General features: G+C 72.1%; 23 protein-coding genes. 17 read left to right on the plus strand and 6 right to left on the minus strand.

Features of this window, described 5'->3' with window-relative positions:
• Genes H4W80_RS18170 through H4W80_RS18205 form a run of 8 tightly spaced genes read left to right on the plus strand, consistent with a single transcriptional unit; the run spans position 1 to position 7,743 of the window.
• Positions 1 to 1,566 carry an ABC transporter substrate-binding protein gene (locus H4W80_RS18170; protein WP_192786178.1) on the plus strand — a complete coding sequence of 522 codons (1,566 nt, stop codon included), beginning with the start codon at positions 1 to 3 and terminating at the stop codon, positions 1,564 to 1,566.
• A 3-nt stretch (positions 1,567 to 1,569) separates the two neighbouring features.
• A complete protein-coding gene (locus H4W80_RS18175; RefSeq protein ID WP_192786179.1) occupies positions 1,570 to 2,505 on the plus strand; it encodes an ABC transporter permease in 936 nt (311 codons plus the stop codon).
• Positions 2,502 to 3,353, plus strand: coding sequence for an ABC transporter permease (locus H4W80_RS18180; RefSeq protein ID WP_192786180.1), 852 nt, complete (start codon positions 2,502 to 2,504; stop codon positions 3,351 to 3,353). Before H4W80_RS18175 ends, H4W80_RS18180 begins: the two co-directional genes overlap by 4 nt.
• A gap of 7 nt (positions 3,354 to 3,360) precedes the next feature.
• Positions 3,361 to 4,155, plus strand: coding sequence for an ABC transporter ATP-binding protein (locus H4W80_RS18185; protein ID WP_192786181.1), 795 nt, complete (start codon positions 3,361 to 3,363; stop codon positions 4,153 to 4,155).
• The gene (locus H4W80_RS18190; protein WP_192786182.1) at positions 4,152 to 4,976 is read left to right on the plus strand and encodes an ATP-binding cassette domain-containing protein; all 825 of its coding nucleotides are present in this window, start codon (positions 4,152 to 4,154) and stop codon (positions 4,974 to 4,976) included. The genes H4W80_RS18185 and H4W80_RS18190 overlap by 4 nt, the downstream gene beginning before the upstream one ends.
• Positions 4,976 to 5,896, plus strand: a complete 921-nt coding sequence (locus tag H4W80_RS18195; protein WP_192786183.1) for an aldo/keto reductase — start codon at positions 4,976 to 4,978, stop codon at positions 5,894 to 5,896. The genes H4W80_RS18190 and H4W80_RS18195 overlap by 1 nt, the downstream gene beginning before the upstream one ends.
• 6 nt (positions 5,897 to 5,902) lie before the next feature.
• Positions 5,903 to 6,982: a sialidase family protein gene (locus H4W80_RS18200; RefSeq protein ID WP_192786184.1), complete on the plus strand. Its 1,080-nt coding sequence runs from the start codon at positions 5,903 to 5,905 to the stop codon at positions 6,980 to 6,982.
• Complete coding sequence (locus tag H4W80_RS18205; protein ID WP_192786185.1) at positions 6,979 to 7,743, plus strand: HpcH/HpaI aldolase family protein; 765 nt, start codon at positions 6,979 to 6,981, stop codon at positions 7,741 to 7,743. The genes H4W80_RS18200 and H4W80_RS18205 overlap by 4 nt, the downstream gene beginning before the upstream one ends.
• A 7-nt stretch (positions 7,744 to 7,750) precedes the next feature.
• Here the strand turns inward: H4W80_RS18205 and H4W80_RS18210 are convergent, their stop codons facing one another.
• A complete protein-coding gene (locus H4W80_RS18210) occupies positions 7,751 to 8,125 on the minus strand; it encodes a VOC family protein (RefSeq protein WP_192786186.1) in 375 nt (124 codons plus the stop codon).
• A 133-nt stretch (positions 8,126 to 8,258) separates the two neighbouring features.
• Here H4W80_RS18210 and H4W80_RS18215 point away from each other — a divergent pair, with 133 nt between their 5' ends.
• Positions 8,259 to 9,080: a mechanosensitive ion channel family protein gene (locus H4W80_RS18215; RefSeq protein ID WP_192793580.1), complete on the plus strand. Its 822-nt coding sequence runs from the start codon at positions 8,259 to 8,261 to the stop codon at positions 9,078 to 9,080.
• Between the two features lie 32 nt (positions 9,081 to 9,112).
• On the opposite strand, the gene H4W80_RS18220 is transcribed toward H4W80_RS18215, so the two are convergent.
• From H4W80_RS18220 to H4W80_RS18235, 4 genes are read right to left on the minus strand one after another with little or no spacing between them, the layout of a single operon-like run.
• The gene (locus H4W80_RS18220) at positions 9,113 to 9,391 is read right to left on the minus strand and encodes a DUF6401 family natural product biosynthesis protein (protein WP_225963520.1); all 279 of its coding nucleotides are present in this window, start codon (positions 9,389 to 9,391) and stop codon (positions 9,113 to 9,115) included.
• Positions 9,392 to 9,451: 60 nt separating this feature from the next.
• Positions 9,452 to 10,573, minus strand: a complete 1,122-nt coding sequence (pcaDC, locus tag H4W80_RS18225; protein WP_318786926.1) for a bifunctional 3-oxoadipate enol-lactonase/4-carboxymuconolactone decarboxylase PcaDC — start codon at positions 10,571 to 10,573, stop codon at positions 9,452 to 9,454.
• Positions 10,570 to 11,877 carry a lyase family protein gene (locus H4W80_RS18230; protein WP_225963521.1) on the minus strand — a complete coding sequence of 436 codons (1,308 nt, stop codon included), beginning with the start codon at positions 11,875 to 11,877 and terminating at the stop codon, positions 10,570 to 10,572. Before H4W80_RS18230 ends, pcaDC begins: the two co-directional genes overlap by 4 nt.
• 30 nt (positions 11,878 to 11,907) lie before the next feature.
• Positions 11,908 to 13,062 (minus strand): 4-hydroxybenzoate 3-monooxygenase, encoded by a 1,155-nt coding sequence (locus H4W80_RS18235; RefSeq protein ID WP_192786188.1) that lies wholly within the window; start codon positions 13,060 to 13,062, stop codon positions 11,908 to 11,910.
• Between the two features lie 68 nt (positions 13,063 to 13,130).
• On the opposite strand from H4W80_RS18235, the gene H4W80_RS18240 reads away from it, so the two are divergent.
• The gene (locus H4W80_RS18240) at positions 13,131 to 13,898 is read left to right on the plus strand and encodes an IclR family transcriptional regulator (RefSeq protein WP_192786189.1); all 768 of its coding nucleotides are present in this window, start codon (positions 13,131 to 13,133) and stop codon (positions 13,896 to 13,898) included.
• Here H4W80_RS18240 and H4W80_RS18245 read toward each other — a convergent pair.
• On the minus strand, positions 13,867 to 15,627 hold the full coding sequence (locus H4W80_RS18245) for a thiamine pyrophosphate-dependent enzyme (protein WP_192786190.1): 1,761 nt from the start codon (positions 15,625 to 15,627) through the stop codon (positions 13,867 to 13,869). The two genes, H4W80_RS18240 and H4W80_RS18245, sit on opposite strands and share 32 nt — an antisense overlap.
• A gap of 86 nt (positions 15,628 to 15,713) precedes the next feature.
• On the opposite strand from H4W80_RS18245, the gene H4W80_RS18250 reads away from it, so the two are divergent.
• The 7 genes from H4W80_RS18250 to H4W80_RS18280 all read left to right on the plus strand — a co-directional run bounded on the left by H4W80_RS18250 (position 15,714) and on the right by H4W80_RS18280 (position 22,635).
• A complete protein-coding gene (locus H4W80_RS18250; protein WP_192786191.1) occupies positions 15,714 to 16,607 on the plus strand; it encodes an SDR family oxidoreductase in 894 nt (297 codons plus the stop codon).
• Between the two features lie 113 nt (positions 16,608 to 16,720).
• Positions 16,721 to 17,299, plus strand: coding sequence for a helix-turn-helix domain-containing protein (locus H4W80_RS18255; protein WP_225963522.1), 579 nt, complete (start codon positions 16,721 to 16,723; stop codon positions 17,297 to 17,299).
• Positions 17,300 to 17,332: 33 nt separating this feature from the next.
• On the plus strand, positions 17,333 to 18,451 hold the full coding sequence (locus tag H4W80_RS18260; RefSeq protein ID WP_192786193.1) for an ABC transporter substrate-binding protein: 1,119 nt from the start codon (positions 17,333 to 17,335) through the stop codon (positions 18,449 to 18,451).
• A gap of 6 nt (positions 18,452 to 18,457) precedes the next feature.
• Positions 18,458 to 19,333: an ABC transporter permease gene (locus H4W80_RS18265; RefSeq protein WP_192786194.1), complete on the plus strand. Its 876-nt coding sequence runs from the start codon at positions 18,458 to 18,460 to the stop codon at positions 19,331 to 19,333.
• Positions 19,330 to 20,124: an ABC transporter permease gene (locus H4W80_RS18270; protein ID WP_192786195.1), complete on the plus strand. Its 795-nt coding sequence runs from the start codon at positions 19,330 to 19,332 to the stop codon at positions 20,122 to 20,124. Before H4W80_RS18265 ends, H4W80_RS18270 begins: the two co-directional genes overlap by 4 nt.
• On the plus strand, positions 20,111 to 21,220 hold the full coding sequence (locus H4W80_RS18275; RefSeq protein ID WP_192786196.1) for an ABC transporter ATP-binding protein: 1,110 nt from the start codon (positions 20,111 to 20,113) through the stop codon (positions 21,218 to 21,220). The genes H4W80_RS18270 and H4W80_RS18275 overlap by 14 nt, the downstream gene beginning before the upstream one ends.
• Positions 21,217 to 22,635, plus strand: coding sequence for an NAD(P)/FAD-dependent oxidoreductase (locus H4W80_RS18280; RefSeq protein ID WP_192786197.1), 1,419 nt, complete (start codon positions 21,217 to 21,219; stop codon positions 22,633 to 22,635). The genes H4W80_RS18275 and H4W80_RS18280 overlap by 4 nt, the downstream gene beginning before the upstream one ends.
• Positions 22,636 to 22,646: the final 11 nt, after the last annotated feature.

Genomic DNA, 22,646 nt, shown 5'->3' on the forward strand with positions numbered 1-22,646 from the left:
ATGACTCAGTCCACACCCCCCGAAATCTCACGCCGCACCTTCCTCTGGACGGGCGCGGCGATGGGCCTGGGCCTCGCGGCCGGCTGCGCGGGCCCGACCGGGAGCCCCGCGCCTGGATCGATGGTCCTGGCGCTCAACCGCTCCCTGGTCTCCCTGGACAACAAGCTCAACCAGTTCGAGGCGGCCGTCACCGTGCAGCGCGGCGTGCGCCAGGCGCTGACGAGGATCGGCCCCAAGCTGACCCCCGAGCCGGTGCTCGCCGAGAGCTTCCGGCTCACCGCCCCCACCGAGTGGACCGTGCGGCTGCGCGCCGGCGCCCGCTACTCCGACGGCTCCCCCGTCACCCCCAAGGACGTGGCGACGGCGCTGGAGATGTACCAGAAGGTGAACGGGTCGTTCATCGCCTCCTTCTTCCCCGAGTGGCCACGGGTGGAGCAGGACGACGAGCGCACGTTCCGGCTGCGCAGCGACAAGCCGCTGCCGGTGCTCGACTACCTGATGGCCAACATCCTCATCACCCCGTCGTCGGCCAACCAGCCGGCCGAGCTGCAGAGCGGGGTCGGCAGCGGGCCGTACACGGTGGTGCGGTCCGACCGCGGCGCCGGCGTCTACACCCTGCGCGCGAACCCGGCCTACTGGGGGCCGAAGCCGCGGCTCAGCACCGTGCACGTGCGGTTCATCCAGGAGGAGTCCAGCCGCGTCGTGGCCCTGCGCAGCGGCGAGATCGACGTGATCGACACGATCTCGCCCGACTCGGCCGAGCAGCTGCGCAACCTGCCGGACGTCGAGCTGACCTCGGCCGTCGGCACCCGCATCAACCAGCTGTTCTTCAACTTCCGCAAACCGCCCGGCCACCCGCTGGCCGACGCGCGGGTGCGCCGGGCGCTGACGTTCGCCGTGGACGGCAAGAGGCTGGCCGAGGACGTGCTCCAGGGCACCGCCATCCCGGCCGACGGCGTGGTCAGCGGCATCCTGTCCGGCGCGGTCAAGACCGGCCAGTACGCCTACGACCCGGCCATGGCCATCCGGCTCCTGGCCGAGGCCGGGGTCAAGCCGGCCGACCTGAACCTCAAGATCATCTGGGAGACCGGCGAGTTCCCCAGCGACAGCCTCCTCATGGAGGGCGTGCAGCAGATGCTCGAACAGATCGGCGTGCGCTGCTCGTTGCAGCAGTTCGAGCCGGGCGGCGACATCTCCAAGTGGCGGCAGGGCCGCGCCGGCGACTGGGACATCCTGGGCAACGGCTTCTCGGTCCCGACCGGGCTGGCGTACTCGGCGCTGCAGGGCATGTTCGGCGGCACTCCCGAGAAGGAGAAGACCCGCGACACCTACCAGGGCTACGTCCAGCCCCAGGTCGTCGAGCTGCTCGGACGCGCCGCGGAAGAGGTGGACGCGCAGGCCAGGGCGGCCGTCGTGGCCAAGGCCCAGCAGGCGGTGTGGGACAGCTGGCCGTGCCTGTGGGCGTTCGTCCCGCGCACGATGCTGGCGCACCGCAGGCGGGTGCGCGGCCTGGCGCTGGAGCCGACCAATTCCTACGACCTCGCCGCGCTGCGGCTGGACGGGTGAGCCATGATCGGTTACGCCGTGCGGCGGCTCGGGCAGAGCGTCCTGACCGTCTTCCTCACCGTGTCCACCGTCTTCGTGCTGATCAGGCTGGCGCCCGGCGACCCGGCCACGTCCTTCGCGGGGCCGCTGGCCACGACCGAGGACCTGGCGAAGGTGCGGGCCATGTTCGGGCTGGACCAGCCGCTGCTCACGCAGTACGGGCTGTTCCTGAAGAGCCTGCTGACCGGGGACTTCGGCACCTCCTACTCCTTCCAGGCCCCGGCGCTGGACGTCGTGCTCGGCCGCCTCCCGTACACGATCACCCTGGCCACCTCGGCGATCCTCGTGACGGCGCTGGTCGCCATCCCCCTGGGCGTGTGGATGGCGCGGCGCGCCGACACCCGCAGGGAGCTGGCCGCGAACGTGCTGACGATCGCCGGCCAGTCCATGCCGGAGTTCTGGACCGGCGTCATGCTGCTGACGTTGTTCGCGATCGTGGTGCCGGTGCTGCCCGCGTCCGGGTTCGCCACGTGGGGCGGGCTGGTGCTGCCCACGCTGACGGTCGCGGTCCTACAGATCGCGCTGATCTCGCGGCTGGTCAGGCGCGAGATGTGCGCGAACCTCGCCGCCCCCTACCTCACCGTCGCCCGCTCGCGCGGCGTGTCCGCCTTCGGCCTGACCTGGCGGTACGCGATGGCCAACTCGGCGATCCCGGTGCTGACGGCGCTCGGCACGAGGTTCGCCGCCATGGTGAACGGCGTGGTCGTGGTCGAGGTGGTCTTCGCCTGGCCCGGCGTCGGCTCACTGGTGGTGCGCGCGCTGGAGACCAGGGACTACCCGCTGATCCAGGCCACGGTGCTGGTCACGGCCGCCGCGGCGGTGCTGGTGCAGTTCCTGGTGGACCTGGCCTACTCCGTACTCGATCCCCGCATTCGCCTGGGAAAGGCGGTCAGCCGATGATCACAGCCGTCACGCCCGCGCGGCTCAAGCGGGCCGCCGCCACCAGGCGGCGCCGGAGCCGGCGGCTCAAGCTGGTGGCCGGCACGGTCTGCACGGCCGTGGTCGTGCTGCCGGTGGTGCTGGCGAACCTGCTGCCCCTTCCCGGCCCCAACCTGCAGGACCTCGGCCAGCGGCGGCTGCCGCCGCTGACCGGCGGCCACCTGTTCGGCACCGACCAGCTCGGCAGGGACCTGCTGGCCAGGGTGCTGCACGGCGGGCAGGTGTCGCTGCTGATCGGCGTGCTCGCCGTGCTGGTCTCCGGGCTCGTCGGCATCCTCGCCGGCTCCGCGGCCGGGTACTTCGGCGGCTGGGTGGACGCGATCGTCTCCCGCCTGCTGGAGGCGCAGCTGTCGCTGCCGCTGCTGATGATGCTGCTGCTCGTGGTCGCCCTGTTCGGCGCCTCGGTGCCGGTGATCACGGTGGTCATCGCGCTCGCGCAGTGGCCGGAGGTGGCCCGCATCTCCAGATCGCTGGTGCTGGTCGAACGCGAGAAACCGTACGTGGACGCCGCCCGCATGCTCGGCCTGCGCCGGGCCGGCGTGCTGGCCGTGCACGTCATCCCGAACATCATCCGGCGCGCCGGGCTCGTCGTCCTCCTGCTGCTGGCCCAGGCCGTGCTGCTGGAGAGCGCGCTCAGCTACCTGGGCGCGGGCCCGCAGCGGCCGTTCGCGACCTGGGGGCGGATCATCTCCGACGGCCAGGACTACATCACCACCTCCTGGTGGCTGGTGACGCTGCCCGGACTGGTGATCGTGCTGCTGGTGGTCGGCGTCAACCTCGTCGGCGACGCCCTGTACGAGCGGAGGTGACGGCGAGATGAGCATGCTCGACGTCGAGGACCTGCGGATCGAGTTGATGACCGACCGCGGCGTGGTGCGGGCCGTGGACGGGGTCTCGTTCTCCATCGACCCCGGCGAGACCGTGACGATCATCGGCGAGTCCGGCTCCGGCAAGTCGACCACCGCGATGGGGGTGCTGCGGCTCCTGCCGGACGACGAGGCCGTCATGTCGGGACGGGTGGAGATCGACGGCCACGACGTGGTCGCCGACGCCCGCGCCGCGGCCCGGCTGCGCGCCGAGACGGTCGCGCTGATCCCGCAGGACCCGATGACCGCGCTCAGCCCGGTGCACACCATCGGCGGCCAGCTGCGCGAGGCCGTGCGGCTGCGCGACCCGGGCCTGTCCAGGAAGGCCGCGGCGGAGCGGGCCGCCGACCTGCTGGCCCAGGTCGGCATCCCGGAGCCGGGCAAGCAGCTCGGCCGCCACCCCCACCAGTTCTCCGGCGGCATGCTGCAGCGGGTGCTCATCGCCATCGCGCTGGCCGGGCGGCTCAAGCTGCTGGTCGCCGACGAGCCCACCAGCGCGCTCGACGTCACCGTGCAGGCGGGCATCCTCGACCTGCTGCTGAGGCTCCAGGAGGACACCGGCATGGGAATCCTGATGATCACGCACGACCTCGGGGTGGCGCGGCTGGTGTCCGACCGCGTCCACGTGATGAAGGACGGGAGATTCGTGGAGAGCGGCGAGGTGGAGCAGATCGTGGACGCGCCGGGCGAGGAGTACACCCGCTCGCTGCTCGGCGCCGTGCCCCGGCTGGGTGAGTTCCGATGAGCGGGCCGCTGCTGGAGGTGCGCGACCTCGTCGTCGAGTACGCGACCGCGAACGGCAAGGTCCGGGCCGTGGACGGCGTCGGCTTCTCCGTGGCCAAGGGCGGCTGCCTGGCCGTGGTCGGCGAGTCCGGCTGCGGCAAGTCCACGATCGCCAGGGCGCTCGTGCGGCTGCTCACCCCGACCTCGGGCGAGGTGCTGCTGGACGGGCAGGACCTGGCCCGCATGAACGAGCGGCGGCTGCGCCCGATCCGGTCCCGGATCCAGATGGTCTTCCAGGACCCGTACGGCTCCCTGGACCCGCGCATGACGGCCGCCGACATCGTGGCCGAACCGCTCAAACTGCGCGGTGTGCGCTCCAAGGCGGACCGGGAGCGCGCCGCGGCCGACCTGTTCGACCGGGTGGGCCTGCCGTCGAGCGCGCTCCAGCGGCGGCCCGCGGAGTTCTCCGGCGGGCAGCGGCAGCGCATCGGCATCGCCAGGGCGCTGGCCAGCCGGCCGGAGGTGCTGGTCTGCGACGAGGCCACCAGCGCGCTCGACGTGTCCGTGCAGGCCCAGGTCCTGGCGCTGCTCAACGAGCTGCGCCGGGAGAGCGGCCTGACGTACGTGTTCATCTCGCACAACCTGGGCGTGGTGCGCGAGGTCAGCGACGAGGTGCTGGTGATGCGGGCGGGCCGGGTGGTCGAGCACGGGCCGACGGCGACGGTGCTCGCCTCGCCCCGCGAGCCGTACACGCGGGCGCTGCGCGCGGCGGCGCTCGACCCGACGACGATGCGGGGGCGCAAACCGCGCGACGTCCTCGCGACAGCGAAAGGAGCCCCTTGATGAGCCCCGAACCGGTCCTGGGGACCATGACGTTCGGTGACACCGTGGACGCCGGGACGGCCGGGCGGATGCTCGACCACGCGCTCGACGCCGGGGTGACCGGCGTCGACACGGCCAACGGCTACGCGGGCGGGGCCGCGGAGGAGATCCTCGGCGAGCTGCTGCGCGGCCGCCGCGACCGGGTCGTGCTGGCGACCAAGGCCGGCATCCCCCACCCGGACGCCGGCGAGCACGCGCCCCTCTCCCCGGCCGGCCTGCGGGCCGCCCTGGAGGGCAGCCTGCGGCGGCTCGGCACGGACCACGTGGACCTGTTCTACCTGCACCAGCCCGACCGGGCGACCCCGCTGGAGGCCACCCTGGCCACGGTCGCCGCGCTGAAGGACGAAGGCAAGATCGGCAGCCTGGGCGTGTCGAACTACGCCGCCTGGCAGATCGCCGGGATCCACCCGGCTCCCGTGGTCGCCCAGCAGCTGTACAACCTGCTGGCCAGGCGGATCGAGGACGAGTACGCCGAGTTCGCCCTCACCAGCGGGCTGCGGACGATGGTCTACAACCCCCTGGGCGGCGGGCTGCTGACCGGGCGGCACCGCTTCGACCGGGCGCCGGACGGCGGGCGGTTCGGCGACTCGCGGCTGGCCGAGATGTACCGCAAGCGGTACTGGGACGCCAACCTGTTCAAGGCCGTCGAGGCGCTCGACGCGATCGCCGTGGCGGCGGGAGTGCCGCTCGCCGAGCTGTCGCTGCGCTGGCTGGCCGGCAAGCCGGTGGTGAACGCGGTGCTGCTCGGCGCGTCGAGCATCGACCACCTGCGCGCGAACCTGGCGGCGCTGGCCGCCGGGCCGCTGCCCGCCGACGTGGCCGCCGCCTGCGACGCCGTGGGCGACACGCTCCGCGGCCCGATGCCCGCCTACAACCGATAGGGAGCCATGAATCTGCTACCCGCCCCCACCGTCCAGGCGCACGCGGCCAATCTCATGCCGCTGCCGGGCGGCGACCTGGCCTGCGTCTGGTTCGGCGGGACCCAGGAGGGCATGCCCGACATCTCCATCTGGTTCTCCCGGCTCCGCGACGGCGCCTGGTCGCCGGCCGTGCGGCTCTCCGACGACGGCACCCGTTCGGAGCAGAACCCGGTCCTGTTCCCCACCCCGGACGGCGAGCTGTGGCTGCTCTACACCGCCCAGCACGCGGGCGACCAGGACACCGCCGAGGTCCGGCTGCGGGTCTCCGCGGACGGCGGCGACTCCTGGGGGCCGGTGCGCACGCTGATCCCGGCCGACCCCGGCGGCGGCGTCTTCGTCCGCCAGCCGATCGTGGTGCTCCAGGACCGGTGGCTGCTCCCGGCCTTCCGCTGCAAGCGCCCGGCCACCGGCAAGTGGGCGGGCGACGACGACACCAGCGCCCTGTACGTCTCGCAGGACCGCGGCCGGACCTGGCGCCCCCAGGAGATCCCGGACAGCACGGGCTGCGTGCACATGAACGTGCTCCCCTTGCCGGACGGCACCCTGCTGGCCCTGTTCCGCAGCCGCTGGGCGGACCACGTCCACGAGTCCAGGTCGCACGACGGGGGCCGGACGTGGAGCGCGCCCATGCCGACCGCGCTGCCCAACAACAACTCCTCCATCCAGGCCACCCCGCTCGCCGACGGCCGCCTGGCCCTGGTGTTCAACAACAGCAGCAGGCAGGACGCGACCGAGCGGCGCGCCTCGCTCTACGACGAGATCGAGGGCCACGGCCAGTCCGCGGGCAAGGCGTTCTGGGGCGCGCCCCGGGCCCCGCTGACGCTCGGCCTGTCGTCCGACGGCGGCCGCACCTGGCCCGACCTGCGCGATCTCGAGACGGGCGACGGCTACTGCATGACCAACAACTCCCGCGAGGGGCTCAACCGGGAGCTGTCGTACCCTTCGATCGCGCAGACCCCCGACGGCGATCTGCACGTCGCCTACACCTACCACCGCAAAGTCATCAAGCACGTCCACATCCCGGCAGAGGAGATCGATCGCGCATGACGGCAGCCGAGTTCGCCAGAAGGATCCGCGAGCGCGAGCGGTGCGTCGGCTACTGGGTGGTGCTGGACGCCCCCGTCGCCACCGAGCGCCTGGCCAGGCTGGGCTACGACTACGTCGCGCTGGACGCCCAGCACGGGCTGATCGGGAACGCGGGCCTGCTGTCCAACCTCATGGCCATCGACGCGGGCGGCCGCTCGGTCGGGCTGGTGCGCGTCGAGTCCGGCGAGGCCGCGGCCATCGGCAGGGCGCTCGACTACGGCGCCGGCGGCGTGATCGTGCCGCTGGTCGACACCGCCGAGGACGCGGCCCGCGCCGTGTCCGCCGCCCGCTACCCCGCCAAGGGCCGCCGCTCGTACGGACCCATGCGCTCCATGCTCAGGATCGGCCCCACCCCGGCGGAGGCCGACGCGAGCGTGCTGGTGCTGGCCATGATCGAGACGCCGGACGGGCTGGCCAACATCGAGGAGATCTGCGCCACGCCCGGCCTGGACGGCGTGTACGTGGGCCCGTCCGACCTGTGCCTGGCCGTGGGCGGCAGGTTCCCGAACGACCCCGAGGTCGCCGACGTCTTCGAGGCCGCGCTGGTGAGGGTCAGCACGGCGGCCGAGGCGGCCGGGATCGCGGCCGGGATCCACAACCCCTCCGGCGAGCTGGCCGCGCGCCGCCTGGCCGAGGGCTTCACGTTCGCCACCGTGGCCTCCGACCTCGTCCACCTCGAACAGGCGGCCGCCGCGCACCTGAAGGCCGCCAGGGGCGAGTGAGCGCGGGTCAGGGCCAGGTCCGCGCCTCCGCCTCGAACCGGTCGCTCTCCGCGGGCAGCACGCAGAGCAGGTGCCCACCGGGCGCCCGCAGGATGCGGCACTCCTGCCACCGCGACACCTCCGTCGCGCCGAGCGCCAGCAGCCGCCGGGTCTCGGCCTCGACGTCGTCCGTCTCGATGTCGAGATGGAACCTCGGCGCGTCGTCCACCGCCTGGACCGCCACGTCGAGGCCGGGAACGGCTCCGTGCAACGAGGTGAACTGCTCGTACCCGGGCAGCGGGCGCGCGTCGGCCCCGAGCGCCGCGGCCCAGAACGCCGACGCCTGCTCGGCCTCGGAGGCGGGGGTGTCGATCAGAAGGGCGTAGACCCGGCTGCGATGCATGTCGATCATCCTAACGTGGAAGACCCTGACCGAAATGTCGCCTTATGCGAAGTTTCGACTGCTCTGTGTGCATACACGGTGTCTGTGCGGGTAGCGCCGTTGCAGTGGCTCCTCACAGGAGGAAACCGTGGACATCAACATAGGCCAGGGCATCACGGATGCCTGGCGGCAGATAGCGACGTTCGTCCCGAAACTTGTCGCGTTCCTGGTGATCCTCATCATCGGATGGATCATCGCCAAGGCGCTGCAGAAGATCGTCGACAAGGTGCTCGAGCGCGTCGGCTTCGACCGGGCGGTGGAGCGCAGCGGCGTGCGGCGCTGGCTGGAACAGAGCAAGTACACCGCCCGGAGCCTGCTCGCCAAGATCGTCTTCTATGCGATCCTGCTGGTCACCCTCCAGATCGCCTTCAGCGTGTTCGGGCCCAACCCGATCTCGTCGATGCTGAACAGCGTGGTGGGCTGGCTGCCCGCGGCCCTGGTCGCCATCGTGATCATCGTGGTGGCGGGCGCGATCGCCATGGGAGTCAAGGACATCATCGCCGGCGCGCTCGGCGGGCTCACCTACGGTCGCTGGGTGGCGACGGCCGCGGCCGTCTTCATCTGGGCGCTCGGCATCATCGCCGCGCTCAACCAGATCGGGGTGGCCACCACGGTCACGACTCCGGTGCTGATCACGGTTCTCGCCACCATCGGCGCGATCGTGGCGATCGGCATCGGCGGCGGGCTCGTCCGCCCGATGCAGCAGCGCTGGGAGCGCTGGCTGAGCCGGATCGAGCGGGAGGCCCCGCAGGCCAGGGCGCACGCGGAGGCGTACCAGCGGGGGCGTGAGGACGCCCGCACGATGGCCGGGGAGCCGGTACGCACCACCCCGGGCGCTCCGGGGGCCCCGGGGACCGCTCCGGGCGCTCCGACCACCCCGAGCACCCCGCCGCGCTCCGAGATGCCTCCGGACTGAGCCGTCCGCCCGCCTGGCCCGGGGCCGCGAGGTCAGGCGGGGAGGCCGTCCTCCAGGAAACCGGCTCGGCGGGCCAGCCAGCAGACCGCCGTCAGCCGCAGCGCCGCCGCGTCCGGCTCGCCGGTGAAGACCCAGTCGCGCTCCCGCAGCTCGTCGAGGAAGCCCAGCAGGTAGTCGCCCAGGGTCTCCCGGTCCAGCGGGATGGCGTCGCGCAGCACCGCCGCGTGCTGGTCGACCGCGGCGACCAGGCCGGGGTCGCCGTCCATCCGGGCGAGCTGGGCGTCGCCCAGCGTGTTCATCAGCCAGCGCAAGGGCGAAACCGCCCATCCCTCCTCAAAGACCACCAAACAACCTTAAAGCATCTCCCAAGGTCAGAGACCCTCCGCGTCGATGTCGGCGAGCGTGCGGCGGGCCACCGCGAAGGCGGCGTTGGCGGCCGGAACCCCGCAGTAGACGGCCGTCTGGAGCAGCACCTCCTTGATCTCCTCGCGCGTGAGCCCGTTCCGCAGAGCCGCGCGGACGTGCATGGCGAGCTCCTCCAGCTGCCCCCGGGCCACGAGCGCGGTGAGCGTGACGCAGCTGCGGGCGCGCCGGTCCAGGCCGGGCCGGTTCCAGATCTCGTTCCAGGCGTAGCGGGTGATGAGCTCCTGGAAGTCGCGGGTGAAGTCGGTGGTGGCGGCGACCGTCCGATCGACGTGCGCGTCCCCGAGCACCTCCCGCCTGGTGCGCATGCCCGCCGCCAGGGCGTCCTCGGCGGGCTCGGCGCTCCGCAGGTGGCCCAGGAGGGCGGCCGTCACCGCGTCGGGGCGCTCCACGTTGGCCAGGTGCGAGGCCCTCGGCACCACCGTCAGGGAAGCGCCCGGGATGTCGCCGGCCAGGGTGAGCGCGTGGTCGAGCGGCGTGGCCGGGTCCTCGGAGCCGGCGATCACCAGCGTGGGCGCGGCGATCTCCCCCAGGCGGCCGGTCAGGTCGAAGGCGGCGAGGGCCTCGCAGCAGGCCGCGTACGACGTCGTGTCCACCTCCACGAACCGGTCGAACACCCACTGGCCGTCGAAACCGGGGGTGAACCAGCGGGCCCTCAGCGCCGGCACGAGCTCCGCCATGCCCTTGCCGCGCACCAGCGCCGCCCGCTCCAGCCACGGTCCCGGCTCGCCGAACCTGGCCGACGAGCAGCACAGCACCAGCCCGCGCACCCGGTGCCCGGCTTTGACGGCGATGGTGGCGGCGATCGCGCCGCCGAGGGAGACGCCGCCGACCGCGAACCGCTCGTCCTCGACCAGCTCCAGCACGGCCCCCGCCAGGTCGTCGACGGTGAACCCGGCCGCGGCCGGCGCCGAGCCGCCGTGGCCCGGCAGGTCGTACCTGAGGACCCGCCAGGACCCGGTGAGCGCGGGGAGCTGGGGCTGCCAGACCTCCATCGTGGTGCCGAGCGAGGGCCCGAGCACCAGCAGCGGCGCGCCGGCCGGGCCGTCGATGCGGTGGTGGAGTTTCACGGTTGCTCCCGGTAGGTGGCGAGGATGCGATCGACGAGTTCGGGGGCCGCCCCCAGGTACGCCGCAGGATCGAGCAGGTCGGCGCGGCCCTCCAGCGGGCCGCCCGCGGACAGGGCCGCTTCGAGCGCCTCGCGGTCGAGGTGGGCGGCCAGGCGCTCGGCGACCAGCCGGCCGCCGGTCAGCTCGGCGTTGGCCCGCATCCGGTCGGGGAACACCCGCAGCCCGGCCACCAGCTCGGCGGCGGTCTCGGCCGCGCCGCCCGTCAGGCGCAGCGCCTCGCGCAGGGGCAGCCACTCCGCCTGCCAGGCCCCCGCGGCCCGCTCGTGCTCGCCGATCTGCCCGAGGACCTGCGCGTACGCGGGCACCTGGAACGCGGCCGACCGGACCAGGACGGACAGGGCGGGATTGCGTTTCTGCGGCATGGCCGACGAGGAGCCGGCCGACGACTCGGCCACCTCCCCCACCTCGGTCTGGGCCATGAGGACGATGTCGGTGGCCGGTTTGCCGAGCGCGCGGGCCGTGGCGGTGAGCGCCGCGCCGAGCTCGGTGACGGGAGAGCGCTCCGCGTGCCAGGGCATCAGGGGCGCCGCCAGCCCGATCTCCTCGGCGAACACCTCGGCCAGCAGCAGCGCGGTGCCCGGATCGACGCCACGCGTGCCCGACGGCGGGGAAGACGCGCCCGATGCCGGAACAGGGGCGCCCGCGAGCTCGGCGAACGCGGCCAGGGTGCCGGCCGCGCCGCCCAGCTGGGCCGGCAGGCGCAGCTCGCGGAGCCGGGCGCGGGCGCGCATGAGGCCGGCCAGCCACCCCGCCGCCTTCAGCCCGAACGTGGTCGGCACCGCCTGCTGCCCCAGCGTCCGCGCGGCCATCACCGTGTCCCGGTGCCGCCCGGCCAGCTCGCCGAGATCCCGCATGGTCGCGCTCAGATCGCCCACGATGCCGCGGATCGCCCGCGTGGCCACCAGCATGGCGGCGCTGTCCAGGATGTCCTGGCTGGTCGCCCCCCGGTGCACGGACGACGCCGCGCCCGGCACGGCCCGCCGCAGGTCGGCCACCAGGGGCACGACCGGGTTGGCCGACTGGCGGGCCCGCCTGGCCAGGTCGGCCGGGTCGAGCACCAGCGCGGCGGCCGTCCTGTCGATGGCCGCGGCCGCCTCCGACGGGATGAGCTCCAGCCGCGCCTGGGCGCGGGCGAGCGCCGCCTCGGCCTCCAGCATGGCCCGCAGCCAGGCCGCGTCCGAGGTGATCTCCTCCGCTCGCGTCCCCGCCCAGACCGGGGCGAGCAAGCCGCCGTCAGAACCCAACGCGGTCCACCTCCTCAGTCATGCCATCATTCACGGCAGGCCCACGTAGTTCTCGGCCAGGGTCGTCGCGGCGGCCTCCGACGAGGTCACGTAGTCCAGGTACGACAGCTGCAGCCGCCGCGCGTACGGGTCCTCGTCCTCGAACGTGTGCAGCAGCGTCGTCATCCACCACGAGAAGTGCTGGGCCCGCCACACCCGCTTCAGGCACGCCGCGGAGTAGCCGTCGAGCAGCCCGGTCGAGCCGTCGGCGAAGTACGCGGCCAGCGCCTCGGTCAGCACGCGGACGTCGGCCACGGCCAGGTTGAGCCCCTTGGCGCCGGTCGGCGGCACGATGTGGGCGGCGTCGCCGGCGAGGTAGAGCCGCCCGTACTGCATGGGCTCGGCCACGAACGCCCGCATCGGCGTGACGCCCTTCTCCATGATCTCGCCGGTCGTCAGCGTGAAGCCTGGCACGCTCTCCAGCCTGGCCTTCAGCTCGCCCCAGACGCGCTCGTCCGGCCAGTCCTCCACCCGCGCGTCCGCCGGCACCTGCAGGTAGAAGCGGCTGACGGTGGGCGAGCGCATGCTGTGCAGGGCGAAGCCGCGCTCGGTCCTGGTGTAGATCAGCTCTTCCGACGAGGGCGCCACCCTGGCCAGGATGCCCAGCCAGGCGAAGGGATAGTCCCGCTCGTAAACGCTCAGAACGCCCTCGGGGACGGCCGGCCTGGACACGCCGTGGAAGCCGTCGCACCCGGCGATCACGTCGCAGTCGAGCCGCTCGCCGCCGAAGGTCAGATAGGGCTCGGACTCCAGCGAGTGCGCCTCCACGTCCTCGACCTCGAACCTGATGTCGCCGCCCGCCGCCAGCCTGGCCGCGATCAGGTCCTTGACCACCTCCTGCTGCCCGTACACGGTGATGGACCTGCCCGGCACGAGCTTGTCGAACGCGATGCGGTGGCCCGCGCCCCCGTACCTGAGCTCGATGCCGTGGTGCGGCAGCCCCTCGCGCAGCAGGCGCTCGCCGACGCCCGCCTCGACCAGCGTGTCCACCGTGCCCTGCTCCAGCACCCCGGCCCGCACCCGCCGCTCGACGTAGTCGCGGCTGCGCTTCTCGAGCACCACGGAGGAGATGCCGCGCAGGTGGAGCAAGTGGGAAAGGAGCAGCCCGGCGGGGCCTGCCCCGATGATCCCGACCTGAGTTCGCATGAGGGAAGCATGCTGCTTCGACCGAGATTGGCCGAGATCCTGCTTCCACTCAGTGGAAGAATGGCTCCATGGCAGGCGGGGCCCGGGAGGGCGGGCGCTCGGTGACGTCCAAGGTGCTGGCCATCCTGGGCGCGTTCGACTCCGCGCATCCGCAGCTCACGCTGACCGACCTGGCCCGGCGCAGCGGGCTGCCGCTGAGCACGGCGCACCGGCTGGTCGCCGAGCTGGAGGGGTGGCAGGCGCTGAGCCGCGCGCCCGACGGGCGGCTGCGGGTCGGGCTGCGGCTGTGGGAGCTGGGCCAGCTCGCGCCCGGCCCGCTCCACGACCTGGCCCATCCGTGGTTGCAGGAGCTGTTCGCGACCACGCGCGAGAACGTGCACCTGGCCGTGCGCGACGGGCTCGAGGTGCTGTACGTGGACAAGGTGTACGGCCGGCGGGCGGTGCCGATCGTGTCGCGGACGGGCGGCCGGCTGCCGATGCACCCGACGGGCGTGGGCAAGGCGCTGCTGGCGTACGAGCCGGACTGGTTCGTGAAGTCCTACCTGGCGCGCAAGCTGGAGCGGCCCACCCCGCACACGATCACCGAGCCGGGCCGGCTGGCCAGGGAGCTGGGCGTCGTGCGGGCCCAGGGGTACGCGCTGACGTACGAGGAGATGACCCTGGGCACCTGCTCGGCGGCGGCACCGATCCTGGTGGACGGGCGGCCCGTGGCGGCCGTGGGCATCGTGCTGTCCTCGCGGCGCGCCCGCGAGCTGCCCCAGCTGATCGACCCCCTGCTGAGCAGCGCGGCGGCGATCGCGAGGGCTATTCCCCCAGCCGCTGGATCCGGTCCTTGAACAGGGTCGTGGCGATGGCCGCCTTGTGCGGCTGCCCCTTGAGGAACGCTTGCGCGAAGTTCTTGGCCTGCTCGTAGGTGACCTTGGCCGGCATGGGCGGCTCGTTCGGGTTCACGTCCACGTCCACCAGCGCCGGGCCGTCGTGGGCGAGCGCCTGCCCGATCGCCATGGCGACGTCCTCCGACTTGGTGACCTTGGCCCCGAACCCGCCGCACGACCTCGCCCAGGCCGAGAAGTCGGCCTCCGGCTCGGGGAAGCGCACCCCGTGCTCCGGGTAGCCGAGCACCATCTGCTCCCACAGGATCTGCCCGAGCGAGTTGTTGTTGTTGATGATCACCTTGACCGGCAGCCGCTGCTGGACCGCCGTCAGGAACTCGCCCATCAGCATCGTGAACCCGCCGTCGCCGACGTAGGCGATGACCTGCCGTCCCGGGTAGGCGTGCTGCATGGCGATGGCGTACGGCAGCCCGGGCGCCATCGTCGCCAGCGTCCCGGACAGGTAGAACCGGCGCTCGCCGCGGATCGTCCAGTGCCGGGCGGCCCAGGTGGCGATGGTGCCGCTGTCGCAGGTCATGATGGCGTCGTCGGTGGCGAGCTCGTCCACGATGGACACGACGTACTGCGGGGCGATGGGATCCCGGTCCGGGTTCTCCAGAGCGTCCATGTCGGCCCGCCACTTGTCCATCATCTCCTGATATTTCCGCAGGTGAGCGGTGCGGTCCCGGGCGTTGATCAGCGGCAGCAGCGCCCGCAGCCCCTCCTTCGCGTCGCACACCACGGGCACGTCGGTCGCGATCCGCGCCCCCGCCCTGGTCGGGTCCGCCTCGAACTGAACCACCCGCGCCTGCTCCGGCAGGAACTTGGAGTAGGGGAAGTTCGTGCCGACCATGAAGAGCACGTCGGCCTCGTCCATCAGCTCCTCGCTCGGCCGGGTGCCGAGCAGCCCGATCCCGCCGGTCGTGTACGGCGAGTCGTCCGGGATGACCGCCTTGCCGGGCAGCGTCTTGGCCACGGGCGCGCCGAGCGCCTCGGCCACGGCCAGCACCTCCTCCCGGGCGTGCAGCGCTCCCTGCCCGACGAGCATGGCGGGGCGCCGGGAGTTGTTGAGCACCTCGGCCGCCCATTCGACGTCCTCCTGGCGCGGCAGGCCGGACGGCCGCAGGTAGACGGGCGCGGTCTCCGGCAGCCGCGCCGGGGCCACGGTCCGGTACGGCGCCGTCCCCGCCTCGGCCACCTGAAGGTCGTTGGGCAGCGTGAGATGGGCGACCCCGCGCCGCGCGTAGGCGGTCCTGATCGCCAGGTCCACCAGCGAGGGCAGCTGCGCCGGGTTGGTGATCATCATGTTGTACTCGGCCACGTCCTCGTACAGGCGGTCGAGGTGCACCTCCTGCTGGTAGCCGGTGCCCAGCACGGACGTCTCCTGCATGCCGGTGATCGCCAGCACGGGCACGTGGTCCAGCTTGGCGTCGTAGAGGCCGTTGAGCAGGTGGATGCCGCCGGGCCCCGAGGTGGCCAGGCACACGCCGATCCGGCCGGTGGCCTTGGCGTAGCCGGTGGCCATGAAGGCGGCCGCCTCCTCGTGGTGGACGAGGACGAAGCGCACCCGGTCGCGGTGGCGCCGCAGCCCTTCCATGATGCCGTTGATGCCGTCGCCCGGCATGCCGAAGACGGTGTCGACACCCCACTCGGCAAGCCGCTCGACCAGGGATTCCGCTGCGATTCGAGCCATGGGGCCGCCCTACCCCGCTCCGCAGCTCGCAGACGCTTTTACCAGATTCCTTGTCATTTCTGGGCATTCGCGGGTAGTGGGGCGTCATGCGCATTCTGGTCACGGGAGCAACGGGCACGCTGGGCGGCGCCCTGGTGCCCGCGCTGCTCAGGTCGGGCCACCGGGTGCGGGCGCTGAGCCGTACCAAGCGCGAGAGCCGCGGGAACGTCGAGTGGATGTGGGGCGACCTCGTCTCCGGCAACGGCCTCGCCGAGGCCGTGCGCGACGTGGACGTCATCGCGCACCTCGCCACCGGCGGCCGCAAGGGGCGCGGCGCCGTGGACGTGAGCGGGACGCGCAAGCTGGTCGCCGCCGCCCGCCAGGCCGGCTACCCGCACCTGCTGTACACCTCGTGCGTGGGGGCCGACAGCGTGGCCAGCGGCCACCTCCGGCACAAGCTGGAGGCGGAACGGCTGGTCTCGGAGAGCGAGCTGGGCTGGACGATCCTCCGCTCCACCCACTTCCACCAGGCGCTCGACCGCCGGCTGAGCGACTTCGAGTCACTCCCCGTGCTCGCCGTGGACCGCTCGATACCCTGGCAGCCGGTCCACACGGGCGAGGTGGCGGCCCGCCTCAACGAGCTGATCGCCGCGGGCCCCGCGATGGACGAGCTCGAGTACGGCGGCCCCCAGGTGCTCAACACGGAGGAACTGGTCAGGACCTGGCTGGAGGCCAGGGGCCTGCACCGCCCCTGCCTGCCCGTGCGCTTCCCCGGCAGCCTGTACGCGGCCCAGCGCTCCGGCGAGCTGCTGACCGACGCCGAGCCCAAGGGCCGGATCACCTGGCACGACCACCTCTTCCCGCCGCCGGTCGAGATCTCCGACGACTTCGCCTCGGAGCACACCGCCTCGCCCACCAGCCCCGCCAACCAGCCCGAACAGGACCCCGACCTGCACGTCTACGGGGGCGACGAGGGCTACGAGCGCCCCACCCGCGGCTGACTCCTTTTACGTAGTCGTTACGTAACTCCCCCTTGATGGGCATTCGGCTACCTATGTACGGTCCTTTCATTGCCACTTAACAACTTGTTCAGTGCAGCCAATCGAGAGGTTCGATGACGGAGTCGGAGAACGCCCGCTTGGGTGCGCGAATCCGCGCCTACCGCAACATGCGCCGCATGACCGTGCGCGCACTCGCGGCGGAGGCCAGGGCGAGCGCGAGCTTCATCAGCCAGCTGGAGCGCGGGCAGACCAGCTCCAGCATCGGGATGCTCAGGCGGATAGCCTCGGCTCTCGGTCTCACGGTCGCGGATCTGTTCAACGAGGAGGACGAGGTCGGCCACCGGGTGGTGCGCCGCGAAGCGCGTCCGGAGCTGCACACGGCTCCCGGCACGCGCAAGTTCCTGATCTCCCAGCGTCCGCTCCAGAACGTGGAGGTGTACGCCGGGGAATTCGATCCGGGCTCGTCCACCGGGGACGAACCGTACACCCACGGCGACTCCCAGGAGATCTTCCTGGTCATCCGCGGGCGGATCACTCTCTGGCTCGGCCCCAACGGCTCCGCCGCCGCACATGTGCTGGAGCCCGGGGACAGCGTGGAGTACCGCACGTCGGTCCCCCACCGGATCGTCAACGAGAGCGACGAGACCGCCGAGGTCCTCTGGGTGGTCGCCCCACCTACTACATCCTCCTGAACCCCAGCTATACCTGCAACAAGGGGGTAACCCATGCCGAAGCACCCAGCGCGACTGGCCGCCATGGCCGGCGTCGCGGCTTCGCTCCTGCTCGCGACCGCCTGCGGAGCCGGCTCGGCGGCGCCCGCCTCGATCGATCTCGGGTCGGGGCCCGCCAAGTCGGGCACGATCAAGAAGGACGCGCTGAGCGGCCTCAACATGACCTTCGTCTCCTACGGAGGCGTCTACCAGGAGGGCCAGCAGAAGGCGGCGGTGGACCCGTTCGCCCAGGAGTCGGGCGCCAAGATCCTCCAGGACGGCCCGACCGACTACGCCAAGATCAAGGCCCAGGTCGACTCCTCCAACGTCACGTGGGACGTGATCGACGCCGACTCCATCTGGGCCGAGGCCCAGTGCGGCAAGCTGCTCCAGCCGCTGGACTACTCGATCATCGACAAGTCCAAGGTCCCCGAGGGCCTGTCCGGCCAGTGCACCGTCCCCGCGATGCAGTACGGCATGGTGCTCGTCTACAACAAGGACAAGTTCGGCGCCAACCCGCCCAAGGGCTGGAAGGACTTCTTCGACACGACGAAGTTCCCCGGCAAGCGCGCCATCTCCGGCAACCCCGGCGACTCGGCGCCCGGCCCGTTCGAGGGCGCGCTGATCGCCGACGGCGTGGCCCCCGACCAGCTCTACCCGCTGGACGTCGACCGGGCGACCAAGAAGCTGCAGTCGGTCCGCTCCAACCTGGTCTTCTGGAAGACCGGCGCGGAGGCCCAGCAGCTGCTGGAGTCCGGCGAGGTGGACATGGGGATGGTCTGGAGCGGCCGGGCCTACGCCGCCGTCAAGAACGGCGCGCCGTTCCAGGTCGCCTGGGACCAGTGGATGCCGATCATGGACTCGCTGGCCGTGCCGAAGAACGCCAAGAACCCCAAGGCGTCGATGGCGCTGATCAACTACTACCTGGGCGCCCAGCAGCAGGCCAAGCTGACAGAGCTGACCTCGTACTCGCCGATCAACACCGATGCCAAGCCGAGCCTCGACCAGGCCGGCCAGGCGTTCCTGACCACCGCTCCGGGCGTGCCGGAGAAGGCACTCAAGATCGACTCCAAGTGGTGGGCCGAACACCAGCCGGAGATGATCGAGAAGTGGTCGGCCTGGCTCGGCGGCTGATCGCGCATGGCCTCCACCCTGCAGGCGGTCGCCCCGCCCGCCGCCGCCAGGCAGCCGGCGGACCCTGAGCGCCGCCCGGCGCTCCTGGTCCTGCCGGCGCTGGTGGCGCTCGCCGTCTTCTTCCTGTTTCCGCTGATCTCGATGGTGATCAGCGCGTTCACCGATCCGGTGCCCGGTCTGGGCAACTTCACCTGGTTCTTCAGCGAGACCCAGAACCTGCGGGTGCTCGGCCGCACGTTCACCACCGCCCTGTGGGTGACGGTGGTCGCGCTGGTCCTGTCGTACCCGTACGCGTACGCCATGACGATCGCCGGCACCCGGGCCAGGGCCGTGCTGACGCTGCTGGTGCTGGTGCCGTTCTGGACCAGCCTGATGGTGCGGACCTTCGCGTGGGTGATCCTGCTGCAGGACACCGGCGTGGTGAACGACCTGCTCGGGACCATCGGGCTGGGTCCGTTCAGCCTGATCCGCACCCAGACGGGCGTCGTGATCGGGATGGTGCAGTTGCTGATGCCGTTCATGGTGCTGCCGCTCTACGCGGTGATGAGCGGGATCGACCGGCGGCTGCTCACCGCGGCCGGCAGCATGGGAGCGCGGCCCGTCAAGGCGTTCCTCGACGTCTACGTGCCGCTGTCGCTGCCCGGGGTGTCGGCGGGGTGCCTGACGGTGTTCATCAGCGCGCTCGGGTTCTACGTCACGCCCGCGCTGCTCGGCTCCCCCACCGACGCGCTGCTCTCGCAGCAGATCTTCACGCAGGTCAACGGCCTGCTGAAATGGGGGCGCGGCGGCGCCATGGGCGTGGTCCTGCTCGGGCTCACGCTGGCCATGATCGCGCTGCTGGCGGTCACGCTGCGCCGCGCCGGGAAGAAGGTGACCGGATGAGCGCCCGGGTGGGACGCGGGGCGCTGTGGGCGTTCTGCGCGCTGGTCGGCGTCTGGCTGGTGGCCCCCGCGCTGATCGTGGTGCCGCTCAGCTTCACCTCGAAGGCGTCGCTCAAGTTCCCGCCGGACGGCTGGTCCACCCGCTGGTACGAGCACTTCTTCGGCGACCCGGCCTGGATGTCGGCCCTGTGGACCTCGCTGGAGGTGGGCCTGCTGGTCACCGTCGTCGCCACCACGCTCGGCACGGCGGCGGCGCTCGGCCTGACCAGGGCCAGGATGCGCGGCCTCGCGCTGGTCCAGGGGTCGATGCTGGCCCCGATGATCGTGCCCGGGGTCGTGCTGGCCATCGGCGTCTACGCCGTGTTCCTGAAGCTGCAGCTCGTCGGGACGCTCATGGGCTTCGTCATGGCGCACACCGTGCTGGCGCTGCCGTTCGTGATGATCCCGGTGACGGCGTCGCTGAGCGGGTTCGACCGGCGGCTGGAGAGCGCGGCGGCCAGCCTGGGCGCGGGCCGCTGGACCACGTTCCGCACCGTGACGCTGCCGCTGGTCGCCCCCGGGGTGGCCGCGGGCGCGCTGTTCGCGTTCGTCACGAGCTTCGACGAGGTGGTCGTCTCGCTGTTCATCCAGAGCCCCTACCTGCAGACCCTGCCGGTGAAGATGTACGCGAGCGTCACCCGCGAGACCGACCCGACCATCGCCGCGGCGGCCACGATGATCATCGTGCTGACCACGAGCCTCGTCCTGATCGCCACCTTCTTCGTCGCCAGGAGGTCACGTGCCCACCAGTAACGATCTCGCCGCCCGCGGCGCCGGCATCGAGCTGACCGGACTGACCAAGCGCTACGGCGACTTCGTCGCCGTGGACGACGTCTCGCTGTCGATCAAACCGGGCGAGTTCATCACGCTGCTCGGGCCGAGCGGCTCGGGCAAGACGACCACGCTGAACATCATCGCCGGCTTCGACCACCCCACCACCGGCGAGCTGACCGTGGACGGGACCGCCATCGCCGCGACGCCCGCCCACAAACGGGACATGGGCATGGTCTTCCAGCACTACGCCCTGTTCCCGCACATGACGGTCGCCGAGAACATCGCGTACCCGCTCAAGCAGCGCAAGGTGCCCAAGGGCCGCCGCGCCGAGCTGGTCGCGGCCGCGCTGGCCACCGTCCACCTCGGCGAGTACGGCCACCGCTACCCGCGCGAGCTGTCCGGCGGCCAGCAGCAGCGCGTGGCCGTGGCCCGCGCCATCGTCTACAGCCCGCGCGTGCTGCTGATGGACGAGCCGCTGGGCGCGCTGGACAAGAAGCTGCGCGACTGGCTCCAGCTCGAGATCAAGCGCATCCACGGCGAGCTCGGCACCACGTTCGTGTACGTCACGCACGACCAGGACGAGGCGCTGGTGCTGTCGGACCGGATCGCGGTCTTCAACCGCGGCCGCATCGAGCAGGTCGGGGCCGCCGAGGAGCTGTACGAGCGGCCCGCCACGCTGTTCGTGGCCCGCTTCCTCGGCGAGTCGACGATCCTGCGCGGCGACGTCACGCCGGACGGCATCGGCGTGTGCGCGCGGCTGCTGCGGGCGCCGGGCACCTTGGCCGACAAGGCGGGGGCGCTCGTCGTGCGCCCGGAGCGGCTGGCCGTGCGCGAGGCGGGTTTCTCCCCCGACCCGGAATGGAACGCCCTGCCGGCCACCGTCACCGGCGAGATTTACCTGGGCTCCAGCAGGAAGCTGGAGCTGAGGCTGCCCGACGGCTCGTCCGCGCTGGTGCGCGAGCAGGCCGGCAGCCTCAGCGACGCCCGTGGCGGCGACGAGGTCACGCTGACGTGGCGCGTCGCCGACTCCGTCCTGCTGCCCGACTCGCCCGATGTGGAGGCTGTGCTCACGTGAAAGGCATCCCGCTCACCAAGGATTTCGCCAACGGCGGCGTCTCGTTCTGGTACCGGCAGATCGGCCTGCCGGACCGGCGTCCCCCGCTGCCGGGGCCGCGCTCGTACGACGTGGCCATCGTCGGCGGCGGCTACACCGGCCTGTGGACCGCGTACTACCTGAAGAAGGCCGAGCCGGGCCTGCGGATCGCGATCCTGGAGAAGGAGTTCGCCGGGTTCGGCGCGTCGGGGCGCAACGGCGGGTGGCTGTCGGCGGAGTTCGCCGGGTCGCGCAAGCGGCACGCCAAGGCGCGCGGGCGGCAGGCGATGATCGACCTGCAGCACGCCATGTTCCACGCCGTGGACGAGGTCATCGAAGTGACCCGCGAGGAGGCCATCGACGCCGACATCCACAAGGGCGGCCTCATCCACGTCGCGACGAACCCGGCCCAGCGGCGCCGGCTGCGCGCGGAGCTCGACGACCTGCGCACCTGGGGGTACGGCGAGGGCGACCTGCGGCTGATGGACCGCGACGAGCAGCGCGAGCGCGTGCAGGTGGCGGGCACCCTGGAGGCCACCTACTCGCCGCACTGCGCCCGCATCCAGCCCGCCAAGCTGGCCGTCGGCCTGGCCGAGGCGGTCGCCCGGCTCGGGGTGGACATCTTCGAGGACACCACGGTCACGAAGATCATCCCGCGGCGGGACGGCAGCCAGGCGGCGGCGGTCACCACGCGCGGGGCGGTCACGGCGGACTACGTCATCCGCGCCACCGAGGGCTTCACCGCCTCGCTGGCCGGGCAGCACCGGCAGTGGCTGCCGATGAACAGCTCCATGATCGTCACCGAGCCGCTGCCGCCCGAGGTGTGGAAGCACATCGGCTGGCAGGGCAACGAGCTGATCGGGGACGAGGCGCACGCCTACATCTACGCGCAGCGCACCGCCGACGACCGCATCGCGATCGGCGGGCGGGGCGTCCCCTACCGGTACGGCTCGCGTACCGACGTGCGGGGCGCCACGCAGCCGCAGACGGTCGCGCTGCTGTGGCGGATGCTGGTCAAGCTCTTCCCCGCGGCGGCGGACGCGCGGATCCAGCACTCCTGGTGCGGCGTGCTGGGCGTGCCGCGCGACTGGTGCTCGACGGTGCACCTGGACCACGCGAGCGGCCTCGGCTGGGCGGGCGGCTACGTGGGCAGCGGCGTCACCACCACGAACCTGGCCGGCCGCACCCTGCGCGACCTGGTGCTGCGCCAGGACACCGAGCTGACGTCCCTGCCCTGGGTGGGCCGCCAGGTGCGCCAGTGGGAGCCCGAGCCGCTGCGGTGGACGGGGGTGCAGCTCATCTACGCGCTCTTCCGCGCCGCCGACCGGCAGGAGAACGACCACGGCACCACGACGTCGCCGTTCGCGCGGCTGGCGAACCTGATCTCCGGCCGCTGACGCGCCTCCCC

This window comes from Nonomuraea angiospora (genome assembly GCF_014873145.1).
Classification (GTDB): domain Bacteria; phylum Actinomycetota; class Actinomycetes; order Streptosporangiales; family Streptosporangiaceae; genus Nonomuraea; species Nonomuraea angiospora.